Origin of the sequence: Silvibacterium acidisoli, from assembly GCA_022870745.1 — a bacterium.
GTDB lineage: Bacteria > Acidobacteriota > Terriglobia > Terriglobales > Acidobacteriaceae > Silvibacterium.
In genome coordinates this window covers 1,403,360-1,421,380 of record CP085323.1, presented here as the reverse complement: position 1 = coordinate 1,421,380, position 18,021 = coordinate 1,403,360, and the positions used below count along the sequence as shown (strand labels likewise).

General features: G+C 58.6%; 17 protein-coding genes. 6 read left to right on the top strand and 11 right to left on the bottom strand.

The window, feature by feature from the left end; genetic code table 11:
• Positions 1–78 precede the first annotated feature (78 nt).
• Together LJD29_RS05855 and LJD29_RS05850 are read left to right on the top strand one after the other, a co-directional pair.
• Positions 79–477 (top strand): hypothetical protein, encoded by a 399-nt coding sequence (locus LJD29_RS05855; protein ID WP_446744820.1) that lies wholly within the window; start codon positions 79–81, stop codon positions 475–477.
• A gap of 96 nt (positions 478–573) precedes the next feature.
• Positions 574–726 (top strand): lmo0937 family membrane protein, encoded by a 153-nt coding sequence (locus tag LJD29_RS05850; protein WP_446744819.1) that lies wholly within the window; start codon positions 574–576, stop codon positions 724–726.
• A 30-nt stretch (positions 727–756) separates the two neighbouring features.
• On the opposite strand, the gene LJD29_RS05845 is transcribed toward LJD29_RS05850, so the two are convergent.
• The 3 genes from LJD29_RS05845 to efp all read right to left on the bottom strand — a co-directional run bounded on the left by LJD29_RS05845 (position 757) and on the right by efp (position 2,258).
• Positions 757–1,296, bottom strand: coding sequence for an adenine phosphoribosyltransferase (locus LJD29_RS05845; RefSeq protein WP_446744818.1), 540 nt, complete (start codon positions 1,294–1,296; stop codon positions 757–759).
• Positions 1,297–1,320: 24 nt separating this feature from the next.
• The gene (locus LJD29_RS05840) at positions 1,321–1,602 is read right to left on the bottom strand and encodes an acylphosphatase (protein ID WP_446744817.1); all 282 of its coding nucleotides are present in this window, start codon (positions 1,600–1,602) and stop codon (positions 1,321–1,323) included.
• Between the two features lie 95 nt (positions 1,603–1,697).
• Complete coding sequence (gene efp, locus LJD29_RS05835; protein WP_446744816.1) at positions 1,698–2,258, bottom strand: elongation factor P; 561 nt, start codon at positions 2,256–2,258, stop codon at positions 1,698–1,700.
• 77 nt (positions 2,259–2,335) lie between these two features.
• Here efp and lepB point away from each other — a divergent pair, with 77 nt between their 5' ends.
• A complete protein-coding gene (gene lepB, locus LJD29_RS05830) occupies positions 2,336–3,178 on the top strand; it encodes a signal peptidase I (RefSeq protein ID WP_446744815.1) in 843 nt (280 codons plus the stop codon).
• A 9-nt stretch (positions 3,179–3,187) separates the two neighbouring features.
• On the opposite strand, the gene LJD29_RS05825 is transcribed toward lepB, so the two are convergent.
• The 4 genes from LJD29_RS05825 to LJD29_RS05810 are packed head-to-tail and all read right to left on the bottom strand — an operon-like array spanning position 3,188 to position 8,630.
• Positions 3,188–4,183, bottom strand: coding sequence for a hypothetical protein (locus LJD29_RS05825; RefSeq protein ID WP_446744814.1), 996 nt, complete (start codon positions 4,181–4,183; stop codon positions 3,188–3,190).
• A 4-nt stretch (positions 4,184–4,187) separates the two neighbouring features.
• Entirely contained in the window at positions 4,188–4,751 is a 564-nt protein-coding gene (locus tag LJD29_RS05820) for an anthranilate synthase component II (protein ID WP_446744813.1), read from the bottom strand.
• A 29-nt stretch (positions 4,752–4,780) separates the two neighbouring features.
• On the bottom strand, positions 4,781–7,252 hold the full coding sequence (locus LJD29_RS05815) for a c-type cytochrome (protein ID WP_446744812.1): 2,472 nt from the start codon (positions 7,250–7,252) through the stop codon (positions 4,781–4,783).
• On the bottom strand, positions 7,242–8,630 hold the full coding sequence (locus LJD29_RS05810) for a multicopper oxidase family protein (protein ID WP_446744811.1): 1,389 nt from the start codon (positions 8,628–8,630) through the stop codon (positions 7,242–7,244). Before LJD29_RS05810 ends, LJD29_RS05815 begins: the two co-directional genes overlap by 11 nt.
• A 206-nt stretch (positions 8,631–8,836) precedes the next feature.
• On the opposite strand from LJD29_RS05810, the gene LJD29_RS05805 reads away from it, so the two are divergent.
• Entirely contained in the window at positions 8,837–10,054 is a 1,218-nt protein-coding gene (locus LJD29_RS05805) for an MFS transporter (protein WP_446744810.1), read from the top strand.
• 43 nt (positions 10,055–10,097) lie between these two features.
• On the opposite strand, the gene LJD29_RS05800 is transcribed toward LJD29_RS05805, so the two are convergent.
• The 4 genes from LJD29_RS05800 to LJD29_RS05785 all read right to left on the bottom strand — a co-directional run bounded on the left by LJD29_RS05800 (position 10,098) and on the right by LJD29_RS05785 (position 15,728).
• Positions 10,098–10,757: an HD domain-containing protein gene (locus LJD29_RS05800; RefSeq protein ID WP_446744809.1), complete on the bottom strand. Its 660-nt coding sequence runs from the start codon at positions 10,755–10,757 to the stop codon at positions 10,098–10,100.
• A 97-nt stretch (positions 10,758–10,854) separates the two neighbouring features.
• Positions 10,855–11,802 (bottom strand): GlxA family transcriptional regulator, encoded by a 948-nt coding sequence (locus LJD29_RS05795; protein WP_446744808.1) that lies wholly within the window; start codon positions 11,800–11,802, stop codon positions 10,855–10,857.
• An 85-nt stretch (positions 11,803–11,887) separates the two neighbouring features.
• Positions 11,888–13,234 carry a D-arabinono-1,4-lactone oxidase gene (locus tag LJD29_RS05790; RefSeq protein WP_446745883.1) on the bottom strand — a complete coding sequence of 449 codons (1,347 nt, stop codon included), beginning with the start codon at positions 13,232–13,234 and terminating at the stop codon, positions 11,888–11,890.
• 94 nt (positions 13,235–13,328) lie between these two features.
• A complete protein-coding gene (locus LJD29_RS05785) occupies positions 13,329–15,728 on the bottom strand; it encodes a glycoside hydrolase family 2 protein (protein ID WP_446744807.1) in 2,400 nt (799 codons plus the stop codon).
• Between the two features lie 163 nt (positions 15,729–15,891).
• Here LJD29_RS05785 and LJD29_RS05780 point away from each other — a divergent pair, with 163 nt between their 5' ends.
• Together LJD29_RS05780 and LJD29_RS05775 are read left to right on the top strand one after the other, a co-directional pair.
• Entirely contained in the window at positions 15,892–17,454 is a 1,563-nt protein-coding gene (locus tag LJD29_RS05780; RefSeq protein WP_446744806.1) for a sodium:solute symporter family transporter, read from the top strand.
• 145 nt (positions 17,455–17,599) lie between these two features.
• The gene (locus tag LJD29_RS05775) at positions 17,600–17,989 is read left to right on the top strand and encodes a type IV toxin-antitoxin system AbiEi family antitoxin domain-containing protein (RefSeq protein ID WP_446744805.1); all 390 of its coding nucleotides are present in this window, start codon (positions 17,600–17,602) and stop codon (positions 17,987–17,989) included.
• Positions 17,990–18,021 lie beyond the last annotated feature (32 nt).

Sequence of the window (18,021 nt, the reverse complement as noted above, 5' to 3'; positions counted from 1 at the left end):
GAGATTTCTTATTCCATGTTTTGCGTAAACGGCCTGGCACTTGATGCGGATTCAGACTGCGATTAGGCTGGAGATGCCATGTATGACGACTTCCGAGTAAAAGATCGCTGGACCGGTGAGGATTTACACTGCCGCTGGACTGCAAATGTGGTCGCAATCGCTACCCGCCACGCCGATGCCGTCGATGTCCGTTTTGACGTGAACGGCCGATCGGTGTGGATTGCAATGCCCTGCCTCGCATGGGTGGAGCAGAAGCAGCGCACGGGCCACGTGATCACCGATGCGCTCGCCGCGCAGGCAGCCGGGCATTACCTGAAGCAGACGGTCGAAACCGGCTACGATAATGGCCGCGAGATGTACACCATGACGGTGGAAGAAGTATTGAGCCACGTGGACAAGGTGCTTCATGAAGCCGGACATACCAGCAAGCTACCGCCGCTGGTTTCGGCCGATGGAGACGCTCAGCCGCAGCCGTAAGTTCCACCAAGAAAACCTTTTTAACGCGATGCCTCTCATACGAGTGCGTAACCGTAGCGGCTTGACCGCTATAGGTTCATTCTGGGAGGCATTTCCATGTGGCTAGCAATTGGTGTGGTTCTGATTCTCGCCTGGCTCGGCGGGTTCGTGGTCTTTCACACGGCGGGTTTTCTCATTCACCTGCTGCTGATCTTCGCTGTGATCTCGATCGTCTTTCACTTCCTGCGCGGCAGCTCGTCGTCTTCGTAAGCTGCCGTCTCGCGGAATCGCCCTGCTGCGCTACTCGTCGTAGTGCAGCAGGCTGAAGACGTCGAAATCAGGGAACTTGCTGCGTCCCTTCAGGAAGTCGAGCTCCACAGCGAATGCCAGGCCGGCGATATGGCCGCCAAGCTGCTGCACGAGCTTCACAGTAGCTTCCATCGTTCCACCTGTGGCCAGCAGATCGTCGACCAGCAACACATTCTGCCCGGGTTCGATGGCGTCAAGATGTATCTCCAGGCTATCGCTGCCGTATTCAAGATCGTAGGTGACCTTGGCGGTAGGGGCGGGCAGCTTCTTCGGCTTGCGTACCGGTACGAAGCCCGCATTCAACCGATAGGCGAGTGCCGGTCCAAAGATAAATCCGCGAGCTTCGATTCCGAGTACCAGGTCGATGTCTTTGCCGATGTAGTGCGCGGCCAGGGCATCTATCATTTCTGCAAAGCCCTTCTGGTCTTTCAGCAGCGTGGTGATGTCGTAAAAGAGGATGCCGGGCTTTGGAAAGTCGGGAACGGTACGGACAAGCTCTTTGAGCGGCTCGCAATTGATGGGGCTGTGCATCAGTAGGGAAACTCCTTTGCCTGCTTACCAGGCGCCTTCGATTTGAAAATTGCCAAGGGAATCGCCTTCGCTCTCGGCCAGATCATGTGTGATGACGGCATCGACGCGGCTGCCGCGCGAGCCCTTGTGCAGCGCGGATTCAAGCTCGGCCAGTACCGGCTCATCGCCTGCGGCGACGACTTCAACGTGCCCGTCTTCGGTGTTGCGCACCCAGCCCTTCAGGCCGAGTGCGGCTGCCTCCCGGTGAACGAACCAGCGGAAACCGACTCCCTGTACGCGGCCTTTGACGAGGTAATGGCGAACCATGCGGAGCTAGTGTTTCAAAGACCGGCGGCTGCCGCAACTCTGCAGACACGAAGAGCGCAGCAGGTCGCTGCGCTCTTCGTGTCATGAATAGAAGCTTACGCGCGGCTCATGTAAGCGCCTTCGGCCGTATCGATGCGGATTTTCTCGCCTTCGTTGATGAAGGGCGGTACCTGTACGACGAGGCCGGTTTCCATCTTGGCCGGCTTGGTTACCGACGACGCGGTGGCGGACTTGAGGCCAGGCTCGGTCTCGACCACGGTCAGCTCGACGACCTGCGGCAGTTCGATGCCTACGGCGACTCCGTCGAAGAACGAGACGGTGATCTGGAGGTTTGCCGTGAGGTATTCAACGGCGTCGCCCAGCGTATCGCGCTTGAGGTGAGTCTGCTCGTAGCTGGTGGTGTCCATGAAGTAGTAGTCGTCGCCGTCGTTATAGAGAAACTCCATGTCGATTTCGTCGACGATGACGCGGTCGATGGGGTCGGGCGAGCGGAAGCGGTGTTCGAACATGGCGCCGGTGCGCAGGTTGCGGAGCTTGGCCTGGATGAAAGCGCGCAGGTTTCCGGGAGTGCGGTGCTCAACCGAGAAAACGGCATGGAGCTCGTTGTTGTGCTTGATGATCATGCCCGGACGCATTTGTGTGGCGGGAATCGCCATAAAAGAAACTCCTTACTCGACTCTCAATGGGGTTCTACAGATCTGAAGACGCTCTCTGAAATTGTAGCTTATCGACCATGAGGCAGCGAAAGCCGCGTGAGGTCGAGGCATCCTTCATCGATGCCCCATATAATGGGTCGGGTATGGACACGATGGAACAGGCTCAGGCAGAGAAGAAGGCAAAGAAACAGTCAGACGAGACAGGCCTGGAGACCTTCGCCTCCTATTGCGCCATGTTTGTAGTGGTGCTGTTCGTCTTTACCTTCGTGTTCGAGAACTTTGAAATCCCTTCCGGATCCATGCTGAACACGCTGCTGATCGGCGACCACGTAATGGTGGATCGCATCACGTTCGGTTCCAAGGAGCATGGCTGGTCGCTGCTCGAGCATCATCGCGACGTGAAGCGTGGCGACATTATCGTCTTCATCAAGCCGAACGAGACCAATCTGACACTGGTGAAGCGTGTGGTTGGCATTCCGGGCGATCGCATCCATCTAGAAAACGGAGTGGTCTACCTGAACGGCAAGGCACAGAACGAGCCCCAGGCGATCAAGCCGGACGATACCTTCCCCTACCGCGACGACTTCCCGAATGTTCCGGTTCCAGATGGTGTCGGGGTGACGGAGACCTGGGCAGTGGAGCTGCCGCAGCATATCCAGAACGGTGACCTGGTGGTTCCGCCGGGGCACTATTTTGCAATGGGCGACAACCGCCCGTACAGCCTCGACAGCCGCTACTGGGGATTCGTGCCACGGGAAAACATCCTGGGACGTCCCATGTTCGTCTACTGGTCATTCGAGACGCCGGAAGACCAGCAGTACAAGACCGGCGCGGGCGACCAGGTATCCTTCTGGCTGCACGAGGCCACGCACTTCTTCACTGACACTCGCTGGAGCCGCACGCTGCACATTACGCGCTAAGCGTCTGGCTTAACGACCGAAAAGCTTCGCGAAAAACCTGCCGATGTGGTGGAAGACTCCGCCGTTGTCCTGCTTGGGGGCTGGTGTGGGCTGGGCTGCAGGCGCAGCCGTAGGCTGAGCGGTCGGCGCGGGTTCCGGTTCTTTTCCGGCCGCTCCCGGAGCTGACGGGTTGGGCGTTGCATTCGCGTCGAAGGAGATCGGCGCTGTCACCTCCGCGTGCGGCGTACCTGCCGGAACGACCGGGGCGGTACTTACAGGTGGAGGCTTCAGCCCTTCGCTGACGGCCAGCGGAAACTCCGTGTCGGCAGGCGTGGAAGATGGACCACCGACCGGCTTGCCCGGCTGCGCTGGATTGGCGTGATTGGTAACGATTCCCGGCGCGGCCTCCGCAACGGATACGGGCGCGGCAACGGGGCAGCCGCATGGCTCTTTCTCGTTATCGACCACCTGCTGCAGGCTGCCATGCTCGAACATAACGCGCTGGTTCGGCTGAACACGGTAAAGACCGCCCTCGAACTGACTGGTCACGGTTACATAAGGCGCGTTTGCGCCTGGATTGTCGATGCAGGTATCGCCCTGGCTGTTGATGCGGACTTTCAGATCGGCTTGTCCCGGACCGGAGACAAGAATGCGCAGGTCGGGCGTCAGCAAAACGTCAGAATATTTGCCGGGCGTGTAGCTGGCTTCAATCGCCCCGCGATCGAGCGCGATCATGAGAGCGGAGTCATTGCCTGCTGCAGGGCCAGCGCTTGAGTCTTTGGAGAGGCTGACCTTGGTGGATGCGCAGACGCGCAGATCGCCTCCGCGGGCAAGCGAAACATGCGCCGTCGAATCGTTGGCGGTGATGGTTCCGTTATTGCCGATGCTGGCTTTGCCGTTTTCGACGGAAAGCGAGCCGGAGACCGAGACGTTCTGCGTGGGAACGTAGGCGATGGGCTGCTGCTGGGCCACTCCTGTGGCAGCGAACGCGCCCATACCGAGAGCCAGAGCCGAGCGCAGCTGCATTGTCCTAGAGCTCCAGGAAGTTCTTGATGAGGCGTTTTCCGTCGTCGGTAAGTACGCTCTCGGGGTGAAACTGCACGCCCTCGACTGCATACTCGCGATGGCGCAGACCCATGATGGTTCCGTCGGCGGTGCGGGCAGAGATCTCAAGCTCCGCGGGCAGATTCTTCTCCGAGACGATCAGCGAGTGGTAGCGCGTGCAGGTCATCGGGCTGGAGATGCCGCTGAAGATGGTCTTGCCGTCATGCTCCACCGGGCTGGTCTTGCCATGCATCAGCTTCGGCGCGCGGATCACGTCACCGCCGAATGCCGCGCCGATGGCCTGGTGGCCGAGGCATACGCCCAGGATCGGTGTTTTGCCCGCGAAGCGCTTGATCAGGTCGATGCTGATGCCGGCTTCCTGCGGTGTGCAGGGACCGGGAGACAGCAGGATGCGTTCAGGATTGAGCGCCTCAACCTCGTCGACGGTGAGCTCGTCGTTGCGGCGAATGGTCATCTCCGCGCCGAGCTCGCCCATGTACTGCACAAGGTTGTAGGTGAAGGAATCGTAGTTGTCGAGCACGAAAACCATGACTCTTTTAGTGTAAATGGTGCGGTGACTCAGGGCAGCGCGAAGGCTACATAAGTGCCCTCGGAGCGGGACCTTGCATCGCGTCCGCCTGACGCTGCGATGACCACGTACTGCTTGCCGTCGACCATATAGGTGGCAGGAGTGGCAACCCCCGCATAGGGTAGCTGATACTGCCAGAGCAGCTCGCCGGTGCGGCTGTCGTAGGCATGCATCATCTTGTCGTAGACGGTCGATGCGATGAAAAGCAATCCGCCAGCGGTGACGATTGGGCCGCCGTAGCTTTCGGAACCGGTGTTGCCCATGCCCTTGAGCGCCAGTTCGGGATAGAAACCGAAAGGAATCTTCCAGAGATATTTGCCGGTGTTCAGGTCGATGGCGTTGAGCGTCCCCCATGGCGGAGCGTTTGCCGGATATCCATCGGGATCGTAGAACTTGTCGTAGCCGGTAAAGCGATAGCGCGGTGGCTCGGCGTCATTCCCGGCTTTGGATACCATCTCGCGGCCCTCGTTTTCGGCGTTAGCCACTCCGGCACCGGCTTCGATTGTCGAAGTCGGTGCACCGCTGCCTGTTCCCAGGTACAAGAGCAGCGCATCCAGATCTTCCGAAGATAATTTGTCATCAGGAAACGCAGGCATGCGGCCCTTGCCATTGCGGATAGTCGAGACGAGCTGATGTGCGGAGAGACTGTCGCCGATACCGAGCAGCCGAGGGAACGCACGAGCTACGCCCTGGCGATCTTCGCCGTGGCAGAGTGCGCAGTTCTTGTCGTAAAGCTGCCTGCCAATAATGGCCATCGGTTGCTGGCTCGCGGGAGTGGCCACCTGGGTCAACTGCGTTCCCGGAGCGAGATCTTCGCCGGTCTCGAGATAATGCACGAGGCGATCCAGCTCTCCGTCGCGAATGCCCGGGAACGACGGCATGCGGCCTTTGCCGCCGTGAATAGTATCGACGATCTGCTGTTCGGAGATGCGTTTGTTTATATCGATCAGCGACGGAAAGTTGGGCGAGCCGGCGCGGGTTTCTCCGTGGCAGATGGCGCATTCATTCTGATAGATCCACGCGCCGGAGCCGGGCTTGCCATGATTCTCGGCAAGCTCGCCCGTCCACAGGACCTGATTCGAGTTCAGATAGAGAACGCCTGTCTGCGGATCGGCCGCCGAGCCGCCCCACTCTGCACCACCATCGTAGCCAGGAAAGATGACGGTCTTCCTGCCGACAGTGAATGGATAGAACGGGCCGCCGTTGCGATAGGTGCGGAAGGTCTTCACTGCCCAGTCGTGCGCTTCGGGGGTTCGATTTGTAAGCTGCGTCTCGTCGATGTGCTGCGGCTCGAAAGGCTCCGGCGCAAGCGGCGTTGGCTGCGTGGGCGACGTCTTCTCGCCGGGCACATCGCTTGCGGGGTAAGGCTTCTCGACAATGGGAAAGAGCGGCTTGCCGGTCACGCGGTCGAAGACGTAGATCATCCCTTGCTTGCTGGTCTGCGCGACGGCGTCGATCTTTTTTCCGTCTCGCGTAACAGTTAACAGCGTTGGCGGAGAAGGGAAGTCGCGATCCCATACATCGTGATGCACGCCCTGGAAATACCAGATCAGCTTGCCGGTGCTGGCATCGAGCGCGAGCAGGCAATTTGCATAAAGATCGTTGCCGAGGCGGCTGGCTCCGTAAAAGTCCGGAACCGCAGAGCCGGTGGGCACATACACGATGCCGCGCTTATCATCGACGGCCATGCCGGACCAGTTGTTGGCAGAGCCCGCTGTCTTCCATGCATCGGCAGGCCATGTTTCATAGCCGGGCTCGCCGGGATGAGGAATCGTGTGAAAGCTCCAGCGAAGCTGGCCGGTGCGCGTGTCGTAGGCGCGGATATCGCCGCGCGGCGCAGGCGGAGTTTCCGAGGTACGAAAACCCATGATGAGCAGATCCTTGTAGACGCGTCCCGGGCTGGTCAGCGTGACCGACTGGCTGAGATAGTCGTCGTGGTCGAGATTCTTGCGCAGGTCGATGCGGCCGTTCTCGCCGAAGCTCTCAATAGGCTTACCCGTCTTCGCATCGAGCGCATAGACATAGCTCATGACGCAGGCGAAGAGGCGTGCCTGTGAGCCGTCGGTCCAGTAAGAAAAGCCGCGGCGCGGTTCGGTGTGCCCGATGTGCGGATCGAACTTCCAGATCAGCTTGCCGGTGGCGGCGTCGAGTGCAAAAACCTTCTGCGTCGGCGTATTGCCGTAAAGAACGCGGCCCACGATCATCGGATTCGTCTGCAGTGCGCCGGCCTCGCCAGTGTCGAACTCCCAGACCTTCCTGAGCGTCTTCACATTCCGGCGATTGATCTGCGTGAGCGGCGAATAGTGATCGTTCGCGGCCTGGCCCCCGTAAGTCGGCCAGTCGAGTTGCGATGGGGTGTTGGCCTTCGTTGCAGCTGGAGAAATTCCGCCAGCGAATACGGTAGCCGCGCACAGCAGGCTCGCGCGCAGTGCGTGTGAAGCGAAGCGGCCCTTATCCGACATACTTCACCAGTTGCATGAAGCCGAAGTCCATGTGGAGCTGCTGGTGGCAATGCATCAGCGTGTCGCCGGGATTGTCCGCAACAAAATCGACGGCGACGGAATCGAGCGGCATGACGTTCACCACGTCCTTGCGAAGGCCGCTCATCTTTTTATCGCCAATGCTCGTGACCTCGAAGGTATGCCGGTGCAGGTGCATGGGGTGCTGATCGCCGCTGCCATTGCGGAAGAGCAGGCGATAGCGTTTACCCTTTTCGACTTCGAGTGTGTCGGTGTGCGGCCATGCCTTGCCGTTGATTGTCCAGGTGTCGAAGCCGGAGTGGTCCGTCGATCCGATATCGCGAAAGGTCAGCTCGTAGGTCCTGTCGGGTTCGGGCGCCGGTTGTGAATTGGCGAAGCGGGAGTAGTCCCACTCGGAGGGCGCAGGATCTTTCCATACAGGCTCGCCGGTTGTTCCTTCGTATTCGACGACAACGCCAAGGCCCATCTCGCGTTCCTTCTCAAGCGTGGAACCGAGTATCCATTTGCCGGGAGTGTTCATCTCGACGATGGCGTCGATGCGTTCAGCAACCGCAAGCGAGAGCACCTCAACCTTCTGCGGATTGGGAACAGCATTGCCATCCATCGCGATCACGGTGAAGCTGTGGCCAGGGAAAGCAAGAATGGTGTTTTCCGTCGCGCTGGCATTGAGCAGACGCATCAGTACCTTCTGGCCTTGCTTGACGCGTAGCGGCTCGCCCGTGCCGAGCATGTGTCCGTTGATTGTGGCGTATTTGTAGCCCACGTCAGAGCCCGAGGTGAGCGGCGCATTCGCGGAGTGCTCGCGCATCTTCTCGACCATGGGCACGAATGAGGGCTCCCAATGATGAATGGCGAGGTTGAACTCCTGGTCGTAGCGCGCAGGGTTCTCCTTGCCCTCGACGAGGAGAAATCCGAACTGCCCGGTGTAGGAGCCGAGTGAGAGATTGCCTTCGGCCGAAGCATGCGTGTGATACCAGCGTGTTCCCGTGGGGCGAGGTGTGAGCTTGTAGACGAGGCTTTCACCAGGCTGAATCATCGGCGAGCCTTCTTCCATCGCGCCGTCGTTGTAGGAGTCGGTGGCGAGGCCGTGCCAGTGAACAAGATCGGCTACGGGCGCATGGTTGGTGACATGGATGCTGACCGGAACACCCTCGCGCAGCCGCAGCATCGGCCCGGGAACCTGGCCGTTGTATGCAATCGTGCGAATGCTGACACCCTTGCCGATATCGATCGTGCAAGGCTCGATGCGCAGCGTGTAATCGGCCTTCTGCTGAGCTTCTTTTCCCCTGGGCAGATAAGCCGCGAGTGCCTGCTGCGCCAGGACCGCCGCGGCGGAAGACAGAAATGTTCTACGCTTCATACTGAAGCCACCTTGAATCATCTATTTCGGTGTATTCCGGAGTGGTTCTCTAAAATTGCGAACCATCATATACCGGCAAAACAACAATGCGCTGCTCTCTTCATTGCGTTTTGAAACGGGAAGAGTTCGAGACGGTTTTCGAGCGGGGCGTTGGGCGCGCTCTCTGATTTTGCTAGCTTTGATAGATGAGTGATGAAAAACGGGCGATGAGCGCACGGGCGGTCTTCGGCGAACCATCGTATGCACGCTTCTGGTTGGCCCGCGTCTGCTCAACCATGTCTTTCCAGATGGTCGCTGTTGCCGTGGGATGGCAGGTTTACGCCCTTACTCACAGCACCTTCGCGCTTGGGATGGTGGGCCTGGTGCAGTTTCTACCCATGTTGCTACTGATGCTGCTGGTGGGGCACGTTGCGGATCGCTTCAACCGCCGCACTATCATCGCCATCTGCCAGGTAGTCGAGTCTCTCACCGTGGCTTCTCTGGCTCTTGCCACTTTCTTTCACCGGCTGCACCCGGCGGGCATCTTTTGCGCAGTCGCATTGATCGGTGCTGCGCGCGCTTTCGAAAGCCCTTCGACGCAGGCGCTGGTGCCTACGCTGGTCGAGCCTGAAATGGTGCCGCAAGCCATCGCCTGGTCTTCGTCGGCGAACCAGACATCCTCAATCATTGGCCCGGCACTGGGCGGCCTGCTCTATGCGCTGGGCGCGCAGATTCCATACGCATTGTGCGCGGTGCTCTTTCTTACCGCTTCGAGCCTGTCGATCTCGATTCGTCCACGCCGTGCAGCCGTGGCGAAGAACGCGCCTACCGCGACGTCGATCTTCTCGGGGATTCATTACATCCGCGAACACAAGAACATTCTCGGAGCGATCTCGCTCGATCTATTCGTCGTGTTGCTGGGCGGCGCGACGGCGCTGCTGCCGGCTTATGCGCATGACATTCTGCATACCGGCCCGTGGGGGCTTGGGCTGCTGAGGTTGTCGCCCGCAATTGGAGCGCTTTCGACATCGGTGTTTCTTGCGCACAACCCCATTCGTCGTCGTGCTGGCGGCAAGATGTTTACGGCAGTCGTTATCTTCGGATTGGCGACGGTGGCCTTTGCCTATTCGCGGTCGATCTGGCTGTCGATGGCGCTGCTGGTCGTGCTGGGCAGCGCGGACGTAGTGAGCGTAGTCGTGCGGTCGTCGCTGGTGCAGCTTGAAACTCCTGACGAGATGCGCGGACGTGTAAGCGCGGTGAACTCGCTTTTCATCGGGACATCGAACCAACTGGGCGAGTTCGAATCGGGTGTAACCGCGTCATGGTTCGGCCTCATCCCTGCAACGGTTATCGGCGGCGTCGGAAGCATCGTCATTGCGTTGTTGTGGACGAGGCTTTTTCCGGGATTGAGAAAGCTGCAGACGCTGAGCAGCCGGCCCTCATAGAAGACGGGCCGAAGCATCGCTGCTTCGGCCCGAACTCATGCTCTTAAGCCTTCCACTTCGACTGGCGGATGACACTGCAGAAGTTGCCTGCGCGGAACTTCGGATCCTTGTCAGCCAGGACGTCGGCCTTTACATTGCCGAAGGTGGTCTGCGGCTTGTGATGGATGCCGTCGTAAAAGGCCTGGATGATGTCTTCCTTGAAGTTCGGCGTGCGCGGATAGGCCGCGACGATCGCCTCGCGAACTATCGCAGGGTACTGGTCGTAAGTCAGCCCGAGCACATCCATCTCAACGCCAGCAGTCACGAGTGCGATGACCGGATCCATGTACTGCGGAATGCCCGGCGTTGTGTGCAGCGCGATGCCGGTCCACACCTTGTTCACGTCCTCTGGGCTGATTCCGCGTTCTGTTAGAAAGGCGCGCGCCGCGTTGGCTCCATCTACCTCGAAGCGATCGTTTGCGCTGCTATGCTTCGGCATCAGCCCAAGGTCGTGGAACATGGCACCCGCATAAAGCAGTTCCGGATCGAAGCGAAGACCCGCCTCTTGCCCGGCAAGCGCTCCGAAAAGGTATACCCGGCTTGAATGGTTGAACAGCAGCGGCGACTCGTTGTCGCGAATGAACTCCGTGATCTCGTGTGCAAGTTTTGAGTCCGGAATGGAAGCGCCTTCGATCGAGTTTGCAATGCCTGATGAGGTAGCCATGTTCAGTCTCCTGTGGTGAAAGCTCACAGGACGACTGTATCGACGTAGCCAGCGTGCCGCCACGACATTACTACAACGATTTGAGACATGATGGCTTTCAGTGCGAAGGCCGGCGAAAGCGCTTGGCATAGTCGGCTGCAGAGATTCCAAGCGTGCGCAGAAAGACGCGCCGCATGACCTCGGCGGATTTGAAGCCGCAGGCCTCGGCGATCTCTTTCAGCCCCTTGCTGGAGCTGTCGATCATCTGCTGCGCCGCCTCTACCCGCAGCCGGTCTACAAGCTGGCCGGGATTCAGGCCCGTTTCCTGCAGGCAGATGCGCGTGAAGTGGCGGGAACTTACACCTAGCCTTTCTGCAAGCGCCTCCACTGTGAGGTCACCCGGAAGGTTTTCAAGCATCCAGACCTGCAATTCGCGCAGTGGTTGTGAAGTGGCGGCCTGGTGGGAGAGCATGTGGCTGTACTGGGACTGTCCTCCAGGCCGCACGAGGTACATCACGAGAAAGCGCGCCAGCTTCAGTGCAACAGCGTGACCACAATCTTCCTCGACAAGGGCGAGTGAAAGATCTATCCCGGCAGTGATACCGGCCGAGGTGTAGACGTTTCCGTCCTTCACGAAAATGGGATCTGGCGTGACTCGAACCTTCGGGTACTCGCGGGCAAGCCGATCGCAAAAGCTCCAGTGCGTTACCGCTTGTTTTCCATCGAGCAATCCGGCCTCGGCTAATACGAACGCTCCCGTGCAGATGGCTGCGATGCGCCGAGAGCGGGTTGCAGCGTTGCGGACCCAGGCAATAAAGTTCTCGTCGTAACTGCCGCTTTCAGCTCCGATGCCTCCGACGATTACAAGCGTATCGATGGGGCCGTTTAGTTTCTCAACAGAGATGGCTTTGCCGAGTGAGATGTCATGGTGGGTGCGTAACGTGTCGCCCGCTTCAGGAGTGGCAAGCTGCAGGTTGTATCCCGGAGCGCCGGAGAACACTTCCAGCGGGCCGGTGACGTCGAGAATCTGGACCGGTGGAGGACCTACGATCACGATCTTTCGCATGCGATCCTTCTTGTTCCTGGGGGCGCGCCGCGATCGCGCGCTTGCAATCGCGGCATATGGAGCAGGCGGTATGTGCTCTGGAACGTCAGGCGAGTACAGACTTCTTCATGAAGTCGTTTGCGAACTCGCCATTGGGGTCATATTTCTTCACAAGAGTGCGGAAGTCATTCAGTCGCGGATAACGTGCAGTGATCTCCTGCTTCGGCAATGTGAAGACTTTAGCCCAGTGCGGTCGCGGATGAAACGGCGCGAGCTTTGCCTCGATGGCAGGCAGTACATCCAGAATAGCTGCTTCCTCCGGCTTCCAGGTGAAATGGATCGCGAGCGAGGGGCGCTGATACGCCATGCTCATCCACAGGTCATCGGCGGCAATGGTGCGCACCTCCGTCACGATGAGATGAGGAGTGATGCGGTCGCGCAATGTTTCCACTGCACGAATCGCTTCGTAGCCGTGCTCGAGAGGGACGAAGTATTCGGTCTGGATCTCGTGTCCGCTGGAGGGCGTGAATGCGAGCTTGAAGTGCGGCAGCCGTTCGTACCAGGGCCCTATGCTTCCGCCCTGCTCGGTGCAGCCGGTAGCATCCATCTGCGGTCCGGCGGGGTGAAGCTTTTTCTTGGCGAGTGTCGCGCCGTAAAACATCTCAGGAAGCTGATGATTCTCGCCATTTTCAACGCGGCGTTTTATCCATACCTGGTCAGCGCGATTGTTTTGCCAGTGCGTGAAGAGCGAGACGCTGTAGGCCGCGCCCATGATGTCTACGAGGTTGTGTTGTAACTGATCGAAGGAAAGATTCTCATACACGCTCTGTGCAACATCGAAGCGTGGATGCAGATCGACCGTAAGGTTTGTGATGACCCCGAGCGCTCCAAGCGCTACTACCGCGCCGGGAAAAGTATCGGCATCTTTCGCGCGCGAAAGCGTGTGCAGCTTGCCGTCGGCGGAGACGAATTCGACTTCGCGAATGGCAGTCGAGATATTTCCATTCTTAACGCCCGATCCGTGGGTAGCCGTCGAGATGCAGCCGGCCAGCGAAATATGCGGCAGGGAAGGCAGGTTGTGGAGCGCCCATCCTTGCTTGTCGATAATCTCGGCCAGTTCTCCCAGGCGAATGCCGCCGCCGGCTTTGACCGTATGCTCTGCGGCATTCACCTGAACATCCTTGAGTCCAAGTGTTGAGATCTGCGCAGATGTGGAATCGGCGATGCCGTTGAACGAGTGCCGCGTTCCGAGAGCTCGAACTTCCTTCACCGACCCGATTGCGGCAGCGACGTCAGCCGCTGTCCGGGGCTGGAAGACCTTGTTTGTGTGGAAGTGGTACGTGCCGCTCCAGTTCTCGCGTGGCACGTTAGTTATCTCGGCAAATGTCGAATTGTTCAGCATGGAAGTTGCGGCCACGGCCGCTGTGGCACGGATGAAATCACGGCGGTCCAAATTCGATTTGTCGCCCAAGGCATCACTCTCCTGGCTCTCACTTATATCGAAAGAATCGTTCTTCTTTTGCACCACGAAGCTTCGGCCTTCCACTTTAGACGATTTCGGCATCGACAGGCGAGGCAGAAAAGCGCGCACTCACGGAGCCGAGCCTGGCATGCTTTGCCGTGAGTACAATCTCACCTGCTTCATGCCGAGTCCGAACCCACACAGCGCACCTGCCGCCCAGAAGCGAAATCGGATTGTCGCCGATCAGATCCGCAGGGCCGGTCAACGTAAAGCTGATCGCTTCCGAAGCAGGATGACGGGCATTTCCGTACTTGTCCTCTACCGCAACGACTACTCGGACGGCGTCGCCTCCGTCCGCAAAAAGTTTCGTGTCGTCCGGATACATACTGAGCTTCGCATCAGCTCCGTCGCCGGCAAGTGTTTTGGTGACAACTTTCTTGCCGTCGATGTAGCCGTCGATGCGCAGGTCGCCCCAGTTAGGAAAGTCCAGTGCGTCGTGAACGAAGTCGATATGGAAAGGAGGATAGGGCAGGTGCGGGAATTGCGCTCGATCCGGACCTCCTTCTCCCGCGAGATGCTCAGTGCCGCCTCCAAGCGTGTACATCTTGATGTGGTCGACGTTGCTGCAGATCAGCGCGTAGGTGATGCTCACGGATTCGTCATTGTCGGCCCATGTAAATGCAGGTTCAAGAACGATCTCTTCCGAAGGTGGCACATACGACTTATAAAAGCCCGCGGCTGGTTTCGGCATGCGGAAGATATCCATCACGCCGTGATAGCAGATGCGATCGCCGGCACCGAAGTTGGCGTGGGTGTTGTAGTCGAAGGCGCACCAGCCAAGGCCGCCAGAGTATTGCGGATCAGATGCCAGGGCATCGTGCATGCGGGCATGGCGGATGACGTGCTCGCGCTGACGTTCGTAGCCGTCTGTGATCTTTGTAGGGAAGGTGTGGCCGACAAACTCCGTATTCAGGAAGCGGGGATGGTTTGGCTTTCGAATCGGCCAGCCGAAATCGTTGAAGGTGAAGACATCTTCGAGAAATTCGGAATTGTAGCTTTCAGAGTTACGAACCCCGCAGGTCTGGCGCGTACGGTCGAGTGCGTGCGCGATAGCATTGGTCCGGCTGTAGAAATCATGATTGTCTTCGGACTCGTTGATGCGCACGCCCCATAAAACAATGGATGGCCGGTTCCAGTCTCGCCGCACCATGCGCCGCGTATTGTCGACGGCTACATCCTGCCAGCCTTTGTCTCCGATATGCTGCCAGCCGGGGATCTCTTCGAGAACCAGCAGGCCCATCTCATCGCAGGCGTCCAGAAAATGCCGCGACTGCGGGTAATGCGACGTACGAACGATGTTGCAGTTCAGGTCGCGACGCAGAATCTTCGCATCCTGCCGCTGTGCGCGTTCTCCCATCGCCTGCCCAACCCATGGAAATGTCTGGTGGCGATCGAGTCCATGCAGCTTGACGATCTTGCCGTTGAGCGAGAAGCCATGTTCAGTGAAGGTCGCCTCACGGAAGCCGATACGGCAGCTTTGCTCATCGATAACGCGATCTCCTTCGAGCAGTTGTACGGCGACGATGTAAAGCTGCGGAGTCTTCAGGTCCCAGAGCTGGATCGGATGCTGAAACTTGTCGAGCGCAATCACTGCCGAAGGAGCATCTTTTGCAGAATCGTATGGCAGAGCTCCTGCAGCCTGGTCGGAGTCCTCCCAGTGATGCATTGCCGGCGCCGGGGAATGCGCAGCAATCGTGCCGGTCGCGATTACGTTTTCGCCGTCGCGCAGTTGCGCGCGAAGCGACAGGCCTTTGTGCATGGTGCCAGCCGGACGTTCGAGATAAACCTCGACGGAAACCCTGGGCTCTGAAGTCAAAACATCCTGAGTGATTGCATGGATGTTCTCGATGAAAACCTCCGGCACAATACGGAGCCACACGTCGCGGTAGATGCCGCCGAAGGTGAGGTAGTCGATCTCGAATCCGAAAGGAGGAATGTCCTTGCGTTCGGTCGAGTCGACATCGACGGCAAGAATGTTTTTCCCCGGCTTGACTTGATCGGTGACTTCAAAAGAGAACGGAGTGTAACCGCCGCGATATGTCCCGATCCTTGCGCCGTTGAACCAGACCGTCGAAGCTGTCATCGCTCCTTCAAAGTCAAGGAAGACACGCTTGCCAGTCGTGCCTGCGGGCATGTCGATCACACGCCGATAGGTGGAGATAAATTCATAGCTCTTATCATCGAAACTGTGCCACGGCAGCGAGATGTTCGTATGCGGCAGAATCACCTGCTGAAGCGCTGTATCGTCGAATGACGGGTCCGCGGCCGCAGGCAGGAGTTGTGCGCTGTAACGCCACCTGGTTCGCAGCGGATAAACCTGGCGTCCCGCGGTCAACGGAGATGCCTCCTTGCCGAGTACGGATGGAGTGGTGGCAGCTGTTCCCAGCGCGATGGCGCTCGTTCGCAAAAAATCCCGTCGATTCATGGTTGTCCTTGGCCGAAAGCTCCTTTATAAGCTACGCCCTTTATTTGTGGGAAGAAATGGCTCGCTGGGAGGACAATCGCCGCCCGCCGCCGTAGTACGAAAACTCTACCGGTCGGGTAAGCTCGTGGAAGCATCTCCTGGAACGCAGAGGGAACCTTTTCGCTTGGGTCTTGCACTCATTACCGCATATTTCGCATCGACACTTGTGCTCGGCTGGATCGCTAGGAGACGGGGGCAGACCGCGAATTCCTACCTGAACGCAACGCACTCCTTACCAACCTGGATTGTCGTTGCAGCTTATCTGGCAGCAAACTGCGGAGCGCTAGAAATCATCGGTCTGAGTGCAGTTGCCGATCAGTATGGAGCCCAGGCCTTCCACTTCTACCTGATTGGCGCGATTCCGGCGATGATCTTCCTCGCACTCTGGATGATGCCTATCTATCGGCGCAGCGGCGCACTCAGCGTCCCCCACTTTCTTGAAGAACGCTATGGGCCGGAAATGCGAATCATCAATGCCGCAACCTCTGCCGTTATAGCCGTGTTTACCGCCGGCATCAGTCTGTACGCTATGGCGCAGGTCCTTGGGGTCTTCTTCGGTATTAGCTACCGCACGAGCATCGTCAGTTGCGCGTCAATTGTGCTGGCGTATGTGCTGCTGGGCGGACTGCGCGCGACCGTTTATAACGAGGTTTTTCAGCTAGGCGTGATTCTGGTCGGACTCGTCCCGCTGGCCATCAAAAGTGCGCTGCTCTTCGCGCATGGGGCGATCCAAATCCCAAGTATGAAAGCTCATTTGTGGAAGGCCATGCCGATAGTATCCACCTCGGCGCCGCTCGATGTAATCGGCACTGTCTTTGGGTTGGGATTCGTTCTTGCCTTCGGATACTGGTGCACTGACTTTGTGCAAATGCAGAGGGCATTCTGCGCGCGCACGGAGCAGGCCGGGCGCAGCGTGCCTCTGTGGGCTGGGTTCGGAAAGCTACTCTTCGCGCTGGTAGTCGTAGTGCCAGGCCTCGCATGTGCGGCGCTGTTTCCCCAGTTGGAAGGAGCGCAGCGCTTCGACGCGGCATTGCCGACAGTGATGAAAGCGCTGTATTCGCCTACCTTGCTGATGCTGGGATTGCTCGCACTTGCAGCCAGCCTCATGTCCGGACTTGCCGCGAATATCTCGGCATTCGCTTCGATCGCTACGCAGGATATCTATCGCTCGCGGCTTCGGCCGGGAAAAAGTGAGAGCCACTACCTGGCTGTCGGCCGATGGAGCATGGTGGCGGCGATGGCAGTCAGCCTTCTCTCGTCCTACCTGAGTTTTCTCTTTCGCGACCTGATGGAGCATCTGCAGCTGATCTTCTCCATCTTCGGTGCGCCGTTCTGGGCGATCTTTCTGCTCGGCATCAGCACGCGCAGGGTAGGGAAACGCGGCGCTATTCTCGGTTTGTCGGCTGGCATTGTCGTCTCGCTCCTGCATCTCATCGCGTCGTCGCGCCACTGGCTCGTCTATGGGAGCACAATGAATGCCGACTTCCACGCCTCCATCTATGCCTTTCTGACGGCGATGCTGGTCGGGCTGGCTGTGCCGGAGCCTCGCCCTGATGAATCCACACCACCGCCTCGCGCTCTCCTCGGCCGGGGAAGCGTCAAAACACTAGGCGATGAGCGATGGCTCTGGCTGCTGGCCTCGCTTCTTCTCGTGGTCTCAATTGCATTCAGTGTGTGGTGGCGCTGAGGCTGCTCAGCTACGCCAACGCGATAAGTCCAGTTGGATTTTTCCATCGAAACATACCTCATCCTCGCGCTCAGCCAAAGGGTCAATTTCATTCGATAGTGGAACTAAATTGACATAGCAAACTGGTGCGACGCGTACTAGGCGTATGCCTTCCACACGAATGGACGAACTCTATGCACTTGCAGAGATGCGAGACGGTCTTCTTACCTCGAAGGAGGCCCGCGAAGCCGGTATTGCCGATTCAGTACTCGTGCGCCTCGCTCAGCGTGGTCGGCTAGAACGGGTGAGCAGGGGGGGATACCGCATCTGGCACTACCCAGTAGACCGGCTGGCTCAATATAGAGAGGCGGTGCTGTGGGCAAAAAGCGAGTGGCGGTCCTACTTCAGTCCTCGTATCTCACGAGACTGCACTGCTCTTATACGGCATATCCGATGCCAACCCTGCAAAAGTCCACATCACCGTACTTGTGACAGCGCGCCTCAGACGCAAGCGCCTCAAATGGATCATCATTCATCATGCGGACATCAGTCCTGAGGGGATCAATGAGCATGAAAGAATTCCGGTGA